Raw genomic sequence first — 16,054 nt, 5'->3', positions numbered from 1 at the left:
CACAACGCGAAAGGTCCCGCAGTGCCGAAGCACTGCGGGACCTTTCGGGTTTGCCTGTGGTGCAGGCAGGCCCTAAGCCGTCAATTACTTGACGATCTTGGTGACCTGGCCGGCGCCGACGGTGCGGCCACCCTCACGGATGGCGAACTTCAGGCCCTCCTCCATGGCGACCGGCTGGATCAGCGCGACCGTCATGGCGGTGTTGTCGCCCGGCATGACCATCTCGGTGCCCTCGGGGAGGGTCACGACGCCGGTCACGTCCGTGGTGCGGAAGTAGAACTGCGGGCGGTAGTTGTTGAAGAACGGGGTGTGGCGACCACCCTCGTCCTTCGACAGGATGTAGGCCTGGGCCTCGAAGTCGGTGTGCGGCGTGACCGAACCCGGCTTGATGATGACCTGGCCGCGCTCGACGTCCTCGCGCTTGATGCCACGGAGCAGCAGACCGACGTTCTCACCGGCCTGGCCCTCGTCGAGCAGCTTGCGGAACATCTCGATACCGGTGACCGTGGTGGTGGTCTTGGTGGTCTTGATGCCGATGATGTCGACGGTCTCGTTGACCTTGAGGATACCGCGCTCGATACGACCGGTGACGACGGTGCCACGACCGGTGATCGTGAAGACGTCCTCGATGGGCATCAGGAACGGCTGGTCGGTGAGGCGGGCCGGGGTCGGGATGGCCTCGTCGACCGCGTGCATCAGGCCGAGGAGCTTCTCGCCCCACTCCTTGTCGCCCTCCAGCGCCTTCAGCGCGGAGACGCGGACGACCGGCAGGTCGTCGCCCGGGAACTCGTACTCGGAGAGCAGCTCGCGGACCTCGAGCTCGACGAGCTCCAGGATCTCCTCGTCGTCCACCATGTCGGCCTTGTTCAGGGCGACGACGATGTAGGGGACGCCGACCTGGCGGGCCAGGAGGACGTGCTCCTTGGTCTGCGGCATCGGGCCGTCGGTGGCGGCGACGACGAGGATCGCACCGTCCATCTGGGCCGCACCGGTGATCATGTTCTTGATGTAGTCCGCGTGACCGGGGCAGTCGACGTGGGCGTAGTGACGCGCCTCGGTCTGGTACTCGACGTGCGCGATGGAGATGGTGATACCGCGCTGCCGCTCCTCCGGCGCCTTGTCGATCTGGTCGAACGGCGTGAAGGGGTTGATGTCCGGGTACGCGTCGTGCAGCACCTTGGTGATGGCCGCGGTAAGGGTCGTCTTACCGTGGTCGATGTGACCGATGGTGCCGATGTTGACGTGGGGCTTCGTCCGCTCGAACTTCGCCTTCGCCACTTCAGTCCTCCTGAGGACAGTTCTGTACGCCGTACGACGTCAGTTGGTCTTTGATCGGGTTGTGGTACGGAGTGCTGGTTTGCACTCCATGCCAGTCCCGCGGATTGGGGGCTGGAGGCGCCGGCGGGGCCGGGGTGCGACCCCGCCGGGCTTGCCTCCAATTAAGCCTAAAGGCTGTGGTTCGTCCCTATTGCGGGACGTCACTCACCCTTGGACTTGGCGATGATGTCGTCCGCCACGTTCCGCGGAACCTCGGCGTACGAGTCGAACTGCATCGAGTAGCTCGCGCGACCAGAGGTCTTGCTGCGCAGGTCACCGACGTAGCCGAACATCTCGGAGAGCGGCACCAGCGCGTTGACCACGCGGGCACCGTGACGCTCGTCCATGGACCGGATCTGGCCACGACGAGAGTTGATGTCGCCGATGACCTCGCCCATGTAGTCCTCGGGCGTGGTGACCTCGACGGCCATCATCGGCTCCAGCAGGGCCGGACCGGCCTTGCGGGCGCCTTCCTTGAAGGCCATCGAGCCGGCGATCTTGAACGCGAGCTCGGAGGAGTCGACGTCGTGCGAGGCACCGTCGAGCAGCGTCACGCGGACACCCTGGAGCGGGTAGCCGGCGAGGACACCGAACTCCATGGCCTCCTGGCAACCGGCGTCGACCGAGGGGATGTACTCCTTCGGCACGCGGCCACCGGTGACCTTGTTGACGAACTCGTAGCCCTCGCCGGACTCGATCGGCTCGATCGCGATCTGGATCTTCGCGAACTGGCCGGAGCCACCGGTCTGCTTCTTGTGGGTGTAGTCGATCCGCTCGACGGCCTTGCGGATCGTCTCGCGGTACGCCACCTGCGGCTTGCCGACGTTGGCCTCGACCTTGAACTCACGGCGCATGCGGTCGACCAGCACCTCGAGGTGCAGCTCGCCCATGCCCGCGATGATCGTCTGGCCGGTCTCCTCGTCCGTGTTGACCTGGAAGGAGGGGTCCTCCTCCGCGAGGCGCTGGATGGCGACACCCAGCTTCTCCTGGTCGCCCTTGGACTTGGGCTCGATGGCGACGCGGATGACCGGGGCCGGGAAGTCCATGGACTCCAGGATGACCGGGTTCTTCTCGTCGCTCAGCGTCTCACCGGTGGTGGTCTGCTTGAGGCCCATCACGGCGATGATGTCGCCGGCGCCCACCGAGTCGATCTCCTCACGCTTGTTCGCGTGCATGCGGTAGATCTTGCCGATGCGCTCCTTCTTGCCCTTGACCGAGTTCAGCACCGAGGTGCCGGACTCCAGGCGGCCCGAGTAGACCCGGACGAAGGTGAGCTTGCCGAGGTGCGGGTCCGACATGATCTTGAACGCGAGCGCGGCGAGCGGCTCGTCGTCCGAGGCCTTGCGGATGATCTTGGTCTCGGGGTCGTTCGGCTTGGTGCCCTCGATGCCCGTGATGTCGAGCGGCGACGGCAGGTACTTCACGACCGCGTCGAGCAGGGGCTGGACGCCCTTGTTCTTGAACGCGGAGCCGCAGAAGATCGGCGTGAAGTCCGAGTTCAGCGTGCCCTTGCGGATCGCGGCGACCAGCAGCTCCTCGGGGATGTCCTCGCCCTCGAGGGCGAGCTCCATCACCTCGTCGCTGACGTTCGACACGGTGTCGAGCAGCTGCTCGCGGTACTCGGCAGCCTTCTCCGCCAGGTCGGCCGGGATGTCGACGGTGTCGTACATCTCGCCCTTGGGCGCGTCGGCGGACCAGACCAGGGCCTTCATCTTCACCAGGTCGACGACACCGGCGAAGTCGCCCTCGGCGCCGATCGGCAGCTGCATGACCAGCGGGGTGGCGCCGAGGCGGTCCACGATGGTCTGCACGCAGAAGTAGAAGTCGGCGCCCGTGCGGTCCAGCTTGTTGATGAAGCAGATGCGCGGGACGCCGTAGCGGTCAGCCTGCCGCCACACGGTCTCGGACTGGGGCTCCACACCGGCGACGCCGTCGAACACCGTCACGCCACCGTCGAGCACGCGCAGCGAACGCTCCACCTCGACGGTGAAGTCGACGTGACCCGGGGTGTCGATGATGTTGATGGTGTGGTCGGCGTTGTCGAGGGTCCAGTGGCAGGTCGTCGCGGCCGACGTGATCGTGATGCCGCGCTCCTGCTCCTGCTCCATCCAGTCCATGGTGGCAGCGCCATCGTGGACCTCACCGATCTTGTACGAGACACCGGTGTAGAACAGGATCCGCTCGGTGGTGGTGGTCTTGCCCGCGTCGATGTGCGCCATGATCCCGATGTTGCGGACCTTGGCGAGGTCAAGGGAGGTTGCAGCCATGGTGGCTCGTTCTCTCTCTGTCTAGTGACGGGGTACGGACTACCAGCGGTAGTGCGCGAAGGCCTTGTTGGACTCGGCCATCTTGTGGGTGTCCTCGCGACGCTTCACGGAAGCGCCCAGGCCGTTGCTGGCGTCGAGGATCTCGTTCATCAGACGCTCGGTCATGGTCTTCTCGCGACGGGCGCGGGAGTAGCCGACCATCCAGCGCAGCGCCAGGGTGCTGGCACGGCCCGGACGGACCTCGACCGGCACCTGGTAGGTGGCGCCACCGACGCGGCGGGACTTGACCTCGAGGGCCGGCTTGACGTTCTCCAGCGCGCGCTTCAGCGTCACGACGGGGTCCGAACCGGTCTTCTCGCGGACGCCCTCGAGGGCGCCGTAGACGATCCGCTCGGCGGTGGAGCGCTTGCCGTGCAGCAGGATCTTGTTGACCAGCGAGGTCACCAGCGGGGAGCCGTAAACCGGGTCGATGATGACCGGGCGCTTCGGGGCGGGGCCCTTACGAGGCATTCTTACTTCTCCTTCTTGGCGCCGTAGCGGCTGCGAGCCTGCTTGCGGTTCTTGACACCCTGGGTGTCGAGCGAACCGCGGATGATCTTGTAGCGGACACCAGGAAGGTCCTTCACACGACCGCCGCGCACGAGCACGATCGAGTGCTCCTGCAGGTTGTGGCCCTCGCCGGGGATGTAAGCGGTGACCTCGATCCCGCTGGTGAGGCGCACACGGGCGACCTTACGAAGCGCCGAGTTCGGCTTCTTCGGGGTGGTCGTGTACACACGCGTGCAGACGCCACGACGCTGCGGGGAACCCTTCAGCGCGGGCGTCTTGTTCTTCTCGACCTTGTCCTGCCGGCCCTTTCGGACCAGCTGCTGGATCGTAGGCACCGTTTCTCCGTTTTCTGTGTGCCAAGGCTGGGTGAAACTAACCTGCGGCATCCCAGCTCACGCCGACCCACGCGGTCGGGTGTGTTGGGCTTCTTCAGTCTCGCGCGGCGAGTTGAGGAAGATCGCGGAATCCATGGTGCTCCTGTGCAGCGACGGCGCTCGCACACGAGTGGCGCGGCGGCCGGTCTGCTGGCACGCACAAGGACCCGGGGACACCCCAGGCACAAGGTCAGAGCGTACCTAGCGCATCGGGCGCGGTCAAAACAAATGGAGACCCGCAGGTCGCGCCGCCAAAGGGGCGAGCGCGCCACGCCGACCGGGCGCCGGCCGCCGGCCCGACACGCCATACCACAACCCGGCGCCGGCCGCCCGCCGGGACACCCGCCCCGACTCAGCCGTGGTGGAGGACCGACACCGCCCCGAAGAAGATCATCATCGTCCAGAACGCCAGCCACAGGTACCCGACGACCAGCCCGAAGGTGGCCATCCCGTCCCCGCTCTCCTGGGTGCGGCGGATCTGGCTGCGGGCGGTGTGACCGGCGATGATGGCCGGCACGCTGGCGACGCCGACGGTGGGGAAGCTGAGCAGTCCGAAGACCAGGGAGGCGATCGCCGCGCCGTTGTTCGGGGCCGGGCGGGCCATCGGCGGCGGCAGGAAGGTGGCCGGCACCGGCGGGCCCATCGGGACGCTCGGCGGGGCGAGGGTCGGCCCCGGCATCGGGCCGCTGGGCAGGTCACCCACCAGGTGGGCCAGCTGGCCGTAAGTCTGCGCCTTGTTGGCCAGGTCGAAGCGCTGGGAGTACTCCTCGGCGGAGAGCCGGCCCTCGGCGAAGGCGGCCTTCAGTACGTCGATGGTGCGGTCGCGGTCGGTGTGGGCCGCCCGCATCGACGCGTAGCCCGGGGCGGACGACCCCGGCGTGCCCGCCGGCGCCCAGCCCCCACCCGGCCCCCGCCCGGGAAATCCCCCTGCCGACGGCCACGGCTGCACGTCACCCATCCGGCTCTCCTCCCGCGCGTGCTCCCCGACGCTCTACCCCGCCACCCTGAGGACGACTGGTGCGCCCGCCGGGTTCCACCATCATGACGCCTGACCGGCCTCCGGCATCATGGCCCGGTGGACGAAATGCGGGCGACCTCCGAGGAACCGGTCGAGTTGCTGCTGGAACGGGCGCTGAACGAGGTGCTGGGCGCCCCCGACGCCCGGGTCGAGCAGGCGGTGGACGGCGGGGCCTCGGTGCTGGCCGCCTCCGCGCAGCGCTGGCCCGAGCTGAGCCGGGCGCTGCTGGTCAGCACCGACCGGGCGCTGGGCGGCCTGTGGGCCCGCGGCTGGCGCCCGGCCGACCTGGCCCGGCTGGTCCGGCGCGACCTGGCCGCGGTGCACCTGGCGCTGCTGGTCGACCTGGTGGCCGCCGAGGCCCGCCGGTACTCCCCCGCGGTGCTCGACCGGCGCTGGCTGGAGCAGCTGCGCGAGCTGGCCGCCGAGGTCTGGTGGCCGGGTGACGAGCAGTTCCTGCCCGGCTTCGCCGAGCGCCACCGGCTGGACCGGTTCGCGCTGGCCACCGCGGCGCTGGAGCTGCTGCGGCTGCTCGGCCGGCTGCCCCCGATCACCCCGGTCGGCCCGGCCCCGGGCACCCGCCCGGTCGAACACCGGGCCGCCGTCCCGGTGCCCGGCGAGCCGCGGATGCTGGCCCGGATCCGGGCGCTGCTGGCCAAGGCGGAGTCCACCGAGTACCCGCAGGAGGCCGAGGCGCTGACCGGCAAGGCGCAGCAGTTGATGGCGCAGCACAGCATCGACGAGGCGCTGCTGGCCGGCGGCAGCGGCGGGGACAGCCGCCCGGACGCGGTGCGGATCGGGGTGGACAGCCCGTACGAGGGCCCGAAGGCGATGCTGCTGGACGCGGTCGCGGCGGCGAACCGCTGCCGGGTGGTCTGGTCGAAGGAGTTCGGCTTCTGCACGGTGGTCGGCTTCGAGTCCGACCTGGACGCGGTCGACCTGCTCTACACCTCGCTGCTGGTCCAGGCGACCGCGGCGATGCAGCACGACCGGCCGGCGGGGCAGCGCGGCGGGGGCGGCCGGGCCGCGCAGGGGGCCTCGCGGACCCGGGCGTTCCGGCACTCGTTCCTGGTCTCCTACGCCAACCGGATCCGCGAGCGGCTGACCGAGGCGACCGAGCGGACCACCCGGGAGGCGGCGGCCGGGCGGCACCTGCGCCCCGACGGCACCGCCGAGCAACTGGTGCCCGACGAGCGGCTGCTGCCGGCACTGGCGGCCCGCGAGCAGGCGGTGACCTCGGCGACCGAGCGGATGTTCCCCAAGCTGACCGCACAGCGGGTGCGGGTCAGCGACGGCGAGGGCTGGGCGGCCGGCCGGGCCGCCGCCGACCGGGCCGCGCTGCACGGGCGGCAGCGGGTCGAGAAGGGGCGCGGCCGGCACTGAGCCGGCCGGGGCCGGTGCGCGCCGGCCCCGGCATCGCCTCAGTCCCAGAGCGCCCCGAAGGCCAGCAGCTCCTCGCGGTACTCGATCCGCGCGGCCCAGTCGGCCGGCCAGGCGTCGGCGCCGTGGTGGGCGCCGGCGAAGGCGCCGGCCAGGCAGGCGATCGAGTCGGAGTCGCCGCCGGAGAAGGCGGCCCGACGGATCGCCAGCACCGGGTCGTCCGGGAAGAGCAGGAAGCAGAGCAGCCCGGTGGCGAACGCCTCCTCGGCGATCCACCCCTCCCCCGTGGCCAGGCAGGGGTCGGCCTCCCGGTCGGGCGCGGCCAGCGCGGCGTCCAGCCGGTCCAGCACGCCCAGGCACTCGTCCCAGCCGCGGGCGGCGAACTCCTCCACCGAGTGGTCGTGGGCCCGGTCGGCCAGGTCGCCGAGCCAGTCCGCGCGGTAGCGGGTGCGGTTGGCCAGCGCGTGGGCGCGCAGCAGCGCCGGCAGCTCGGCCGGGCGCACGCCCTCGGTGAGCAGCCGCACGGTCCAGGCGGTGAGCTCGCTGGCCGCCAGCGCGGTCGGGTGACCGTGGGTCAGCGCGGCCTGCAGCTGGGCGGCGCCGGTGAGCTGCTGCTCGGTCAGCCCGCGGACCAGGCCGAGCGGCGCCACCCGCATGTTGGCGCCGCAGCCCTTGGACCCGAGCTGACTGGCGTCCTGCCAGAGCCGCTCGGGCCGACTGAGCAGTTCGCAGGCGACCAGGCAGGTGCGGCCGGGCGCCCGGTTGTTCTCCGGCGAGCGCCACCAGTCGACGTACTCCTCGCGCAGTGGGTCCGCCAGCCGCAGCGGGTCGAGCGGCCCGCGGGCCAGCGCGGTGCGCAGCGCCCGGGCGAGCGCCAGGGTCATCTGGGTGTCGTCGGTGACGATCGCCACCTTGCGCAGCGGGAGCTCGCGCCAGTCGCCGTAACTGCGTTCGAGGTACGGGATCTTCTGGAACTCGGTCGGGAAGCCGAGCGCGTCGCCCAGCGCGAGGCCGAGCATCGCCCCGGTGGCGCGGCGGGGGGTCACGCCTGGTCCCAGTGCGCGCCGAAGCCGCGGAGTTCGTCGCGGTGCTCGATCCGTTCGACCCAGTCGGCGGGCCAGGCGGCCGCGCCGTGGAAGGCGCCGGCGAAGGCACCGGTCAGGCAGGCGATCGAGTCGGAGTCGCCGCCGGAGTAGGCGGCCCGGCGGATCGCGGCCACCGGGTCGTCGGGGAAGAGCAGGAAGCAGAGCAGCCCGGTGGCGAAGGCCTCCTCGGCGATCCACCCCTCGCCGGTGGCCAGGCACGGGTCGGCCTCCCGGTCGGGCGCGGCCAGGGCCGCGGCCAGCCGGTCCAGCATCCCCAGGCACTCGTCCCAGCCCTCGGCGATGAACGCCTCGCCGGAGCGCGCCCGGGCCCGGTCGGCCAGGTCGCCGAGCCAGTCGGCGCGGTAGCGGGTGCGGCTGGCCAGGGCGTAGCCGCGCAGCTGGTCGGGCAGCCGCGCCGGTGCGGTGCCCTCGGCCAGCAGCCGGACCGTGAGGGCGGTGAGCACGCTGGCGGCCAGGCCGGTCGGGTGGCCGTGGGTGAGCGCGGCCTGCAGCTGGGCGGCACCGTCCAGCTGGTCGATGGTGAGCGAGCGGAGCAGGCCGAGCGGGGCGACCCGCATGTTGGCGCCGCAGCCCTTGGAGCCGAGCTGGCTGGCCTGCTGCCAGGGCTGCTCCGGGTGGGCCTCCAGCTCGCGGCAGGCGCGCAGGCAGGTCATGCCGGGGGCGCGGTTGTTCTCGGGGTGGTTGAGCCAGCCGACGTACTCCGCGCGCAGCTGCTGGGCGAACGGCTCCGGCCCGAACTGCGCCTCGGTGCGCCAGAGCGCGCGAGCGACGGCGAGCGTCATCTGGGTGTCGTCGCTGATCCGGGCCGGCTCGGCCAGCGGCAGCGTGCGCCAGCCGCCGTGCGTGCGGTCGAGGCTGGGGATGTTGTCGAACTCGGTCGGGTAGCCCAGGGCGTCGCCGAGCGCCAGGCCGAGGAGCGCTCCGGTGGCGCGGGTCATGGAGTCACCAGCAATTCGTTCAGGCCGCGGATCACGTATCCGGGCTGCCAGGTGGGTTCGGCGGCGAGGCTCAGGTCGGGCGCCCGGCGCAGCAGGGCGCCGAACGACTCGGTGAGTTCCAGCCGGGCCAGCGGGGCGCCGAGGCAGAAGTGGATGCCGGCCCCGAAGCTGAGGTGGGGGTTGTCCGTGCGGGTGAGGTCGAGCCGGTCGGGGTCGGCGAAGCGGGCCTCGTCGCGGTTGGCCGAGCCGAACAGCAGCGCCACCCGGCTGCCCCGCGGGATCGGCACCCCGGCCACCTCGACGTCGTCCAGCACCCAGCGGGTGAAGAGCTGCAACGGGGTGTCGAAGCGCAGCAACTCCTCGATGGCGGTGGGGAGGTGGCGCTCGACGTCGGAGCGCAGCAGGGCCAGCTGGTCGGGGTTGCGGAACAGCGCCCACCAGCCGTTGCCGGTGGTGTTCACGGTCGCCTCGTGGCCGGCGTTGAGCAGCAGCACGCAGGTGGAGACCAGTTCCTGCTCGGTCAGCCGGTCGCCGTCCTCCTGGGCCGCGATCAGCGCGGAGAGCAGGTCGGCGCCGGGGTCGGTGCGGCGCAGCCGGATCAGCGCCCGCAGGTAGTCGGAGAACTCGGTGCTGGCGGCCACCGCCGCCCGCGCGGCCGCCGGGGTCGGGTCGAGCTCGAACATCCCGGTGATCGCCGCCGACCAGGGCCGCAGCAGCCCGCGGTCGCCGGCCGGCACCCCGAGCAGTTCGGCGATCACCGCGACCGGCAGCGGCTCGGCCACCGCGGCGATCAGGTCGCCGCCGCCGGCCGCGAGCAGCTCGCCGACGAGTTCGTCGGCCAGCGCGGCCACCGTCGGGCGCAGCCGCTCGACGGTGCGCGGGGTGAAGGCCTTGGCGACCAGCCGGCGGATCCGGGTGTGGTCAGGGGCCTCCAGGTCGAGCAGGCCGTTGTCGTTCAGCGTGTGGAAGGGCTCGTGGGCCGGGTCGGGCGGCTGCTGCCCGAACTCCTCGTGGCTGAACCGGTGGGTGTAGCTGCGGCCGAGCCGGCGGTCCCGGAGCAACGCGCTGACGTCCCGGTGACGGGAGATCAACCACTGTCCGGTCGGCTCGTGGTGGACCACCGGCGCGGTGCGGCGGAGCTCGGCGTACGCCTCGTAGGGGTACGCGACGAACTCCGCCGACCATGGATCGAAGTGCCTCACCCGGTCAGCCTAGCGAGCACCTCCGGTAGCGCCGTCGAGATGGGTTCCCGGACCACCTCGGCCGCGTGCTCGTCGAACGGCGTCGGCTCGGCGTTGACCACGATCAGCCGGGCGCCGTGCTCCAGCGCGATCTGCGGCAGCGCGGCGGCCGGGTGGACCTGCAGCGAGCTGCCGATGGCCAGGAACACGTCGCAGGCCTTGGCGATCGCGTCGGCCTTCAGCAGCACCTGAGGGTCCAGGTGCTCGCCGAACATCACGGTGGCCGGCTTGAGGATGCCGCCGCAGTGCGGGCAGGCCGGGTCCGGCTCGCCGGCCGCCACCCGGGCCAGCGCCTCGGTCATCTCCCCGTAGCGCTTGCAGCCCACGCACTGGGTGCGGTGCACGGTGCCGTGCAGTTCGAGCACCTTGCGGTCGGGCAGGCCGGCCTTCTGGTGCAGGCCGTCGACGTTCTGGGTGAGCACCCGGACCGGCAGCCTGGCGGCCAGGTCGACCAGCGCCCGGTGCCCGGCGTTCGGCTGCGCGTCCAGCGCGCCGGTCTCCAGCCGCATCCGCCAGGACCGCCGGCGCACCTCGGGGTCGTCCAGGTACGGGCCGATGGTGACCAGTCGCTGGGCCTCGGGGTCGCGCTGCCACAGGCCCCGCGGGCCGCGGTAGTCGGGGATGCCGGAGTCGGTGGAGATGCCGGCCCCGGTCAGGGCGGCGACGAGGGTGCGGGTCATACGGTGACAGTAGGCGCCCGCCCGCGGGGGCCGCACTCCGTTTTGTGCCCGGTACGACAGCCTGCTGCCCGGTGCGACGGCCTGGTACCGGGTGCGACGGCCTGGCCCTGGCGCGACAGCGGAACGGAGCCCCCGCCGGACCGCCTCGCGTCGGGCGAGGAGGTCGGCGGGAGCCCCGTCACGGCAGTCCGGCGCAGCCGGCGGTCAGGCCTCCGGGAAGCCCTGCGGGTTCTGCGACTGCCAGCGCCAGGTGTCGGCGCACATGTCGTGGATGGTGCGGGAGGCCACCCAGCCCAGCTCGGCCTGGGCCTTGGCCGGGTCCGCGTAGGAGTCCGCGATGTCGCCGGGGCGGCGCGGGGCGTCGACGGTCGGGATCTCCCGGCCGCTGGCTGCGGCGAACGCCGCCACCATCTCCCGCACCGAGGTCGGCGTCCCGGTGCCCAGGTTCCAGGTGGAGACCGGTTCGGTGGTCTCGCCCAGCCGGTCCAGCGCGGCGACGTGGCCGGCGGCCAGGTCCTCGACGTGCAGGTAGTCGCGGCGGGCGGTGCCGTCGGGCGTGGGGTAGTCGTTGCCGAAGACCTGCAGGTGCTCGCGCCGGCCGACGGCGACCTGGGCGACCAGCGGCAGCAGGTTGTTCGGCACGCCGTGCGGGTCCTCGCCGATCGTCCCGGACGCGTGGGCGCCGACCGGGTTGAAGTAGCGCAGCAGCGCGATCCGCATCTCCGGGTCGGCCACCCCGAGGTCGCGCAGCATCTGCTCCTGCATGACCTTGGTCCAGCCGTACGGGTTGGTCGCCGAGGTCGGGAACGGCTCGCGCATCGGCGCCGGCGCGTCCTCGCCGTAGACGGTGGCGGAGGAGGAGAAGACCAGCTTCCGGACACCGTGCGCGCGCATCGCGGCCAGCACGGACAGGGTCGAGCCCAGGTTGTTGGCGTAGTACTCCAGCGGCTGCGCCACCGACTCCCCGACGGCCTTCAGCCCGGCGAAGTGGATCACCGCGTCGAACGCGCCCTGGGCGAAGAGCCGGTCGGTCGCCTCCCGGTCGGTGAGGTCGATCACGTGGTGCTTGATCGGCACACCGGCCAGCGCCTCCAGGCGGCCGAGCACGGACGGCTTGCTCCGGCTGAAGTTGTCCGCGATCACGACCTCGTGGCCGGCCGCGATGAGCTGGAGCGTGGTGTGGGAGCCGATGAAGCCGCTCCCGCCGGTGACGAGAATTCGCATGCCCGCACCCTACCAACCGGATGTCGCCCGGACGGCGGCCGCCGGAAGCGGGGCCGGGGCGGGGCCAGGCCGAGCCCCGGCAGGGCCCGGCAAGACCCGGGCGGCCGCCCGCGGCGCCGCTGCGCCGGGCGAAAACCGGGTGCGCCACCGGGCCCGGGCCCGGACACTGGTCGGGTTCCCGACCCCGAACCGCAGAGGATCCCCGTGCAGGGTGCCGTCACCGTATCGCCGTCCCAGGTACCGGAGTTGCTGCTCCAGCTGGCCACCGTCCGGCCGGTCTTCCTCTGGGGCGCACCCGGGATCGGCAAGTCCTCGCTGGTGCGGGAGTTCGCCGACTCGCTGGGCCTGGAGTGCGTGAGCCTGCTCGGCACCCAGCTGGCGCCGGAGGACCTGGTCGGGGTCCCGCAGATCACCGCCGAGGGCCGGTCGCGGTTCTGCCCGCCGGAGGCGATCGCCCGCGACCAGCCGTACTGCCTCTTCCTGGACGAGCTCAACGCGGCCACCCCGGACGTGCAGAAGGCCTTCTACTCGCTGATCCTGGACCGCCGGATCGGCTCCTACGAGCTGCCGGCCGGCAGCATCGTGATCGGCGCCGGCAACCGGTCCACCGACGGCGCGCTGGCCCGGCCGATGGCCTCGGCGCTGGTCAACCGGCTGGTCCACCTGCACCTGCGGGCCAGCGCCACCGACTGGCTGGCCTGGGCGCACGGCAGCGGCATCCACCCCTGGGTGGTGGACTACCTGACCGACCGGCCGGACCACCTCTGGTCCACCCCGCCCAAGTCCGAGGAGCCGTTCTCCACCCCGCGCTCCTGGCACATGCTCTCCGACGCGCTGCACTCCTTCGGGCCGGACGTGTCCGAGCAGAACCTCAAGGTGGTGGCGAACGGCCTGCTGACCCCGCAGCACGCGGTGGCCTTCGGCGGGTACGCCAAGATCGTGCGCCACTCCTACGGCCTGGACGCGATCCTCAAGGGCGACGCCCGCTGGCCGCACCGGGTGGAGGACCGCGACCTGCTCTACTACCTGGCCGACGCCTTCCGCGGCCGGCTGGTCAAGGAGTTGCCGGCCCGCAAGGAGCACGCCTCGGACCACCTGCGGCAGACCGCCTACCGGGCCAAGTCGCTGCTGGTGCAGCTGGCCGAGATCTCGGTGGAGGTGGCCCAGACGGTGATCGCGGACGGTGCGGACGGCAACCCGGTGCTGCCCTCCTGGTTCCTGGTCGAGGCGGCCCGGGACATGCCCCGGCTGGTCGAGGCCCGGCGGTGAGCCGGGCGGCCCGCCGGGGTGCGGCCGGCCAGCCGGGCGGCGCCGCCGCGGGCGTCGATCCGGCGGCCGCGGCGCTCGCCGAGGGCCTGGCGCTGCTGCGCCGCAACACCGCGCTCGCCGCGCTGGACGTGACGCTCTGCCGGGAGCCCGGCTGCGTGCCGCCGGGCGGCTGGGCGCTGGTGGACTCCAACGGCGTGCTGCACGTGGACGGGCAGCGCCGCGCCGAGCCGGAGGCCTGGGCCTGGGTGCTCGCGCACGGCCTGCTGCACCTGGGCCTGGGCCACCTGGACGGCCCGCGCGAGGAGCCCGACCCGTACCGGCGCGCCGCCCGCTGCCACGTGGTGAACCGCTTCCTGGCCACCTTCCCGGTCGGCCGCAGCCCGTTCGAGCTGCCGCCGACCCACGTCGGCGGGGACGAGGAGGAGTTGGCCGCCCGCTGGCGCCGCGACGGCCTGCCCGAGGTGGCCGGCACCGCCGGCTGGGAGTCGGACCTGCACCGCTGCGGCAAGTACCAGAAGACCCCCGAGGACTGGACGGTGGCCTTCGCCGCCGCGCTGACCCGCACCATGTCGGCCGCGATGGACCTGGCCGGCGGCCGCCGCGAGGTGCTGACCGGCCCGCGGCTGCCGCAGCGGCCGTGGGACCGCGCGCTCAACTGGTTCGTCTCCAGCTACCCGCTGCTCGGCGGCATCGCGGCCGGGCTGACCCTGGTGGCCGACGCCGAGCTGGCCCGGGCGCACGGCATCGCGATCGCGGCGGTGGACGCGGCGGCCGGGGAGATCTACCTCAACCCGCTGCTGCGGTTCAGCGACGAGGAGTGGCGCTTCATCCTGGCCCACGAGATGCTGCACGCCGCGCTGCGGCACGGCGACCGCTGCGGGGGCCGCGATCCGTACCTGTTCAACGTCGCCGCCGACTTCGTGATCAACGGCTGGCTGGTCGCGATGGACGTCGGGGCGATGCCCGAAGGGCTGCTGTACGACCCGGCGTTGGCCGGCCTGTCGACCGAGGAGGTGTACGACCGGATCGTCCGGGACCAGCGCCGGATCCGCCGGCTGGCCACGCTGGCCGGCAAGGGTCGCCCCGACGTGCTGGGCGAACCGATCGGTCGGGTGCGCGACTCGGTGGACCTGGACGAGTTCTACCGGCGCGGTCTCCAGCAGGGCTTCGAGCTGCACCGGCGCGAGCGCGGTCTGCTGCCGGCCGGGCTGGAGGAGGAGATCCGCGCGCTGGCCCACCCGCCGCTCCCCTGGGACGCCCGACTGGCCCGCTGGTTCGACGAGTTCGTCCCCTCGCCGGTGCCGGTGCGCAGCTACGCGCGGCCCGCCCGGCGGCAGGCCGCCACCCCCGACATCCCGCGCGCCGGGCGCTACACCCCGCCCGAGGAGGTGGCCCGCTGCACCTTCGGCGTGGTGCTGGACACCTCCGGCTCGATGGACGGCCGGCTGCTCGGCAAGGCGCTCGGGGCGATCGCCTCCTACGCGGCGGCCCGGGACGTACCGGCCGCCCGGGTGGTCTACTGCGACGCGGCCGCCTACGACGCCGGCTACCTGCCGCCGGAGCAGATCGCCGGGCGGGTACGGGTGCGCGGCCGTGGCGGCACGGTGCTGCAGCCGGGCGTGGACCTGCTGGAGCGGGCCGAGGACTTCCCGGCCGGGGCGCCGATCCTGCTGATCACCGACGGCGACTGCGACGTGCTGCGCATCCGCCGCGAGCACGCCTACCTGCTGCCGCGCGGCGGCTCGTTGCCGTTCACCGCGCGCGGCCCGGTCTTCCGGGTGACCTGACCGCCGGGCGGCCTGATCGCCGCGCTTCCTGGCCGCCGGGCTTCCTGGCCGCCGGGCGGACCGCTCAGGCCTCGCCGGCCACCACCGCGCCGGCCTCGTAGGCGAAGACCACGGCGTGCACCCGGTCGCGCAGCTGGAGCTTGCTCAGCACGTTGCTGACGTGCGTCTTGACGGTGTGTTCGCTCACCGTCAGCTCGGCGGCGATCTCGGCATTGGACAGCCCGCGGGCGAGCAGCCGCAGGGTCTCCTGCTCGCGCCCGGTGAGCTGCTCCAGCAGCTTGGCCGGCGCCCGCAGCGCCGCGCTCGGACCGGCCGGCCGGCGCGCGGCGAACTCGCCGATCAGCCGCCTGGTGACGGACGGCGCGAGCAGCGCCTCGCCGGCCGCGACCAGCCGCACCCCGTGCGCCAGGTCGTCCCGGCGCACGTCCTTGAGCAGGAAGCCGCTGGCCCCGGCGTAGAGCGCGTCGTAGACGTAGTCGTCGATGTCGAAGGTGGTCAGCATGATCACCTTGGTCTCCGGGTACTCGGCGCAGATCCGGCGCGCGGCCCCCAGGCCGTCCAGCACCGGCATCCGGACGTCCAGCAGCACCACGTCCGGGCGGTGCTCGGCCACCGCCTCGATCGCCGCCGCGCCGTCGGCCGCCTCGGCCACCACCTCGATGTCCGGCTGGGCGTCCAGGATCATCCCGAACCCGGCCCGCACCAGCTCCTGGTCGTCGGCCACCACCACACGGATCACGAACCCACTCCCCTACCTGTCGTCCCGTTCTGCTGCCCGGCCCCGCGCGCACCCGACCGCCGGCCGGGCCGGCCTCACCGGCTCCCGGCGCCGATCGGCAGCCGGGCGGTCACCTCGAAGCCCCGTCCGTCCGGCCCCGGCCCGGCCGCCGCGCGCCCGCCGCAGGCC

General features: G+C 72.6%; 14 protein-coding genes. 3 read left to right on the top strand and 11 right to left on the bottom strand.

All coding sequences use genetic code 11. The features are described 5' to 3' along the window. Window positions 1–84 precede the first annotated feature (84 nt). The 5 genes from tuf to ACQRUO_RS07490 all read right to left on the bottom strand — a co-directional run bounded on the left by tuf (window position 85) and on the right by ACQRUO_RS07490 (window position 5,465). Complete coding sequence (gene tuf, locus ACQRUO_RS07510) at window positions 85–1,278, bottom strand: elongation factor Tu (protein WP_030457430.1); 1,194 nt, start codon at window positions 1,276–1,278, stop codon at window positions 85–87. 200 nt (window positions 1,279–1,478) lie between these two features. After that, a complete protein-coding gene (gene fusA, locus ACQRUO_RS07505; protein WP_428314955.1) occupies window positions 1,479–3,584 on the bottom strand; it encodes an elongation factor G in 2,106 nt (701 codons plus the stop codon). Window positions 3,585–3,623: 39 nt separating this feature from the next. Then, window positions 3,624–4,094, bottom strand: a complete 471-nt coding sequence (gene rpsG, locus ACQRUO_RS07500) for a 30S ribosomal protein S7 (protein WP_035848142.1) — start codon at window positions 4,092–4,094, stop codon at window positions 3,624–3,626. A gap of 2 nt (window positions 4,095–4,096) precedes the next feature. Further along, window positions 4,097–4,468, bottom strand: coding sequence for a 30S ribosomal protein S12 (gene rpsL, locus ACQRUO_RS07495; RefSeq protein ID WP_014144289.1), 372 nt, complete (start codon window positions 4,466–4,468; stop codon window positions 4,097–4,099). A gap of 391 nt (window positions 4,469–4,859) precedes the next feature. After that, the gene (locus ACQRUO_RS07490) at window positions 4,860–5,465 is read right to left on the bottom strand and encodes a DUF4190 domain-containing protein (protein WP_428314954.1); all 606 of its coding nucleotides are present in this window, start codon (window positions 5,463–5,465) and stop codon (window positions 4,860–4,862) included. A 126-nt stretch (window positions 5,466–5,591) separates the two neighbouring features. On the opposite strand from ACQRUO_RS07490, the gene ACQRUO_RS07485 reads away from it, so the two are divergent. After that, complete coding sequence (locus ACQRUO_RS07485) at window positions 5,592–6,905, top strand: DUF2786 domain-containing protein (RefSeq protein WP_428315009.1); 1,314 nt, start codon at window positions 5,592–5,594, stop codon at window positions 6,903–6,905. A 38-nt stretch (window positions 6,906–6,943) separates the two neighbouring features. Here ACQRUO_RS07485 and ACQRUO_RS07480 read toward each other — a convergent pair whose 3' ends face one another. The 5 genes from ACQRUO_RS07480 to galE all read right to left on the bottom strand — a co-directional run bounded on the left by ACQRUO_RS07480 (window position 6,944) and on the right by galE (window position 12,091). Then, window positions 6,944–7,921 carry an ADP-ribosylglycohydrolase family protein gene (locus ACQRUO_RS07480; protein WP_428315008.1) on the bottom strand — a complete coding sequence of 326 codons (978 nt, stop codon included), beginning with the start codon at window positions 7,919–7,921 and terminating at the stop codon, window positions 6,944–6,946. A 23-nt stretch (window positions 7,922–7,944) separates the two neighbouring features. Beyond that, the gene (locus ACQRUO_RS07475; RefSeq protein WP_428314953.1) at window positions 7,945–8,946 is read right to left on the bottom strand and encodes an ADP-ribosylglycohydrolase family protein; all 1,002 of its coding nucleotides are present in this window, start codon (window positions 8,944–8,946) and stop codon (window positions 7,945–7,947) included. Then, window positions 8,943–10,148: a cytochrome P450 gene (locus ACQRUO_RS07470; RefSeq protein WP_428314952.1), complete on the bottom strand. Its 1,206-nt coding sequence runs from the start codon at window positions 10,146–10,148 to the stop codon at window positions 8,943–8,945. The genes ACQRUO_RS07475 and ACQRUO_RS07470 overlap by 4 nt, the downstream gene beginning before the upstream one ends. Further along, the gene (locus ACQRUO_RS07465; protein WP_428314951.1) at window positions 10,145–10,867 is read right to left on the bottom strand and encodes an SIR2 family NAD-dependent protein deacylase; all 723 of its coding nucleotides are present in this window, start codon (window positions 10,865–10,867) and stop codon (window positions 10,145–10,147) included. The genes ACQRUO_RS07470 and ACQRUO_RS07465 overlap by 4 nt, the downstream gene beginning before the upstream one ends. Before the next feature lie 204 nt (window positions 10,868–11,071). Further along, on the bottom strand, window positions 11,072–12,091 hold the full coding sequence (galE, locus tag ACQRUO_RS07460) for a UDP-glucose 4-epimerase GalE (protein ID WP_428314950.1): 1,020 nt from the start codon (window positions 12,089–12,091) through the stop codon (window positions 11,072–11,074). Window positions 12,092–12,295: 204 nt separating this feature from the next. Between galE and ACQRUO_RS07455 the strand changes: the two genes are divergently transcribed. After that, window positions 12,296–13,360, top strand: a complete 1,065-nt coding sequence (locus ACQRUO_RS07455; protein WP_428314949.1) for an ATP-binding protein — start codon at window positions 12,296–12,298, stop codon at window positions 13,358–13,360. Beyond that, window positions 13,357–15,147, top strand: coding sequence for a vWA domain-containing protein (locus tag ACQRUO_RS07450; RefSeq protein ID WP_428314948.1), 1,791 nt, complete (start codon window positions 13,357–13,359; stop codon window positions 15,145–15,147). Before ACQRUO_RS07455 ends, ACQRUO_RS07450 begins: the two co-directional genes overlap by 4 nt. Before the next feature lie 64 nt (window positions 15,148–15,211). Here the strand turns inward: ACQRUO_RS07450 and ACQRUO_RS07445 are convergent, their stop codons facing one another. Continuing rightward, window positions 15,212–15,832, bottom strand: coding sequence for a response regulator (locus ACQRUO_RS07445; protein WP_428315007.1), 621 nt, complete (start codon window positions 15,830–15,832; stop codon window positions 15,212–15,214). Window positions 15,833–16,054: the final 222 nt, after the last annotated feature.

This window comes from Kitasatospora sp. LaBMicrA B282, from assembly GCF_050325825.1.
In the GTDB taxonomy this organism is placed as follows: Bacteria; Actinomycetota; Actinomycetes; order Streptomycetales; family Streptomycetaceae; genus Kitasatospora.
This window is presented reverse-complemented; position numbering and strand designations above follow the sequence as displayed.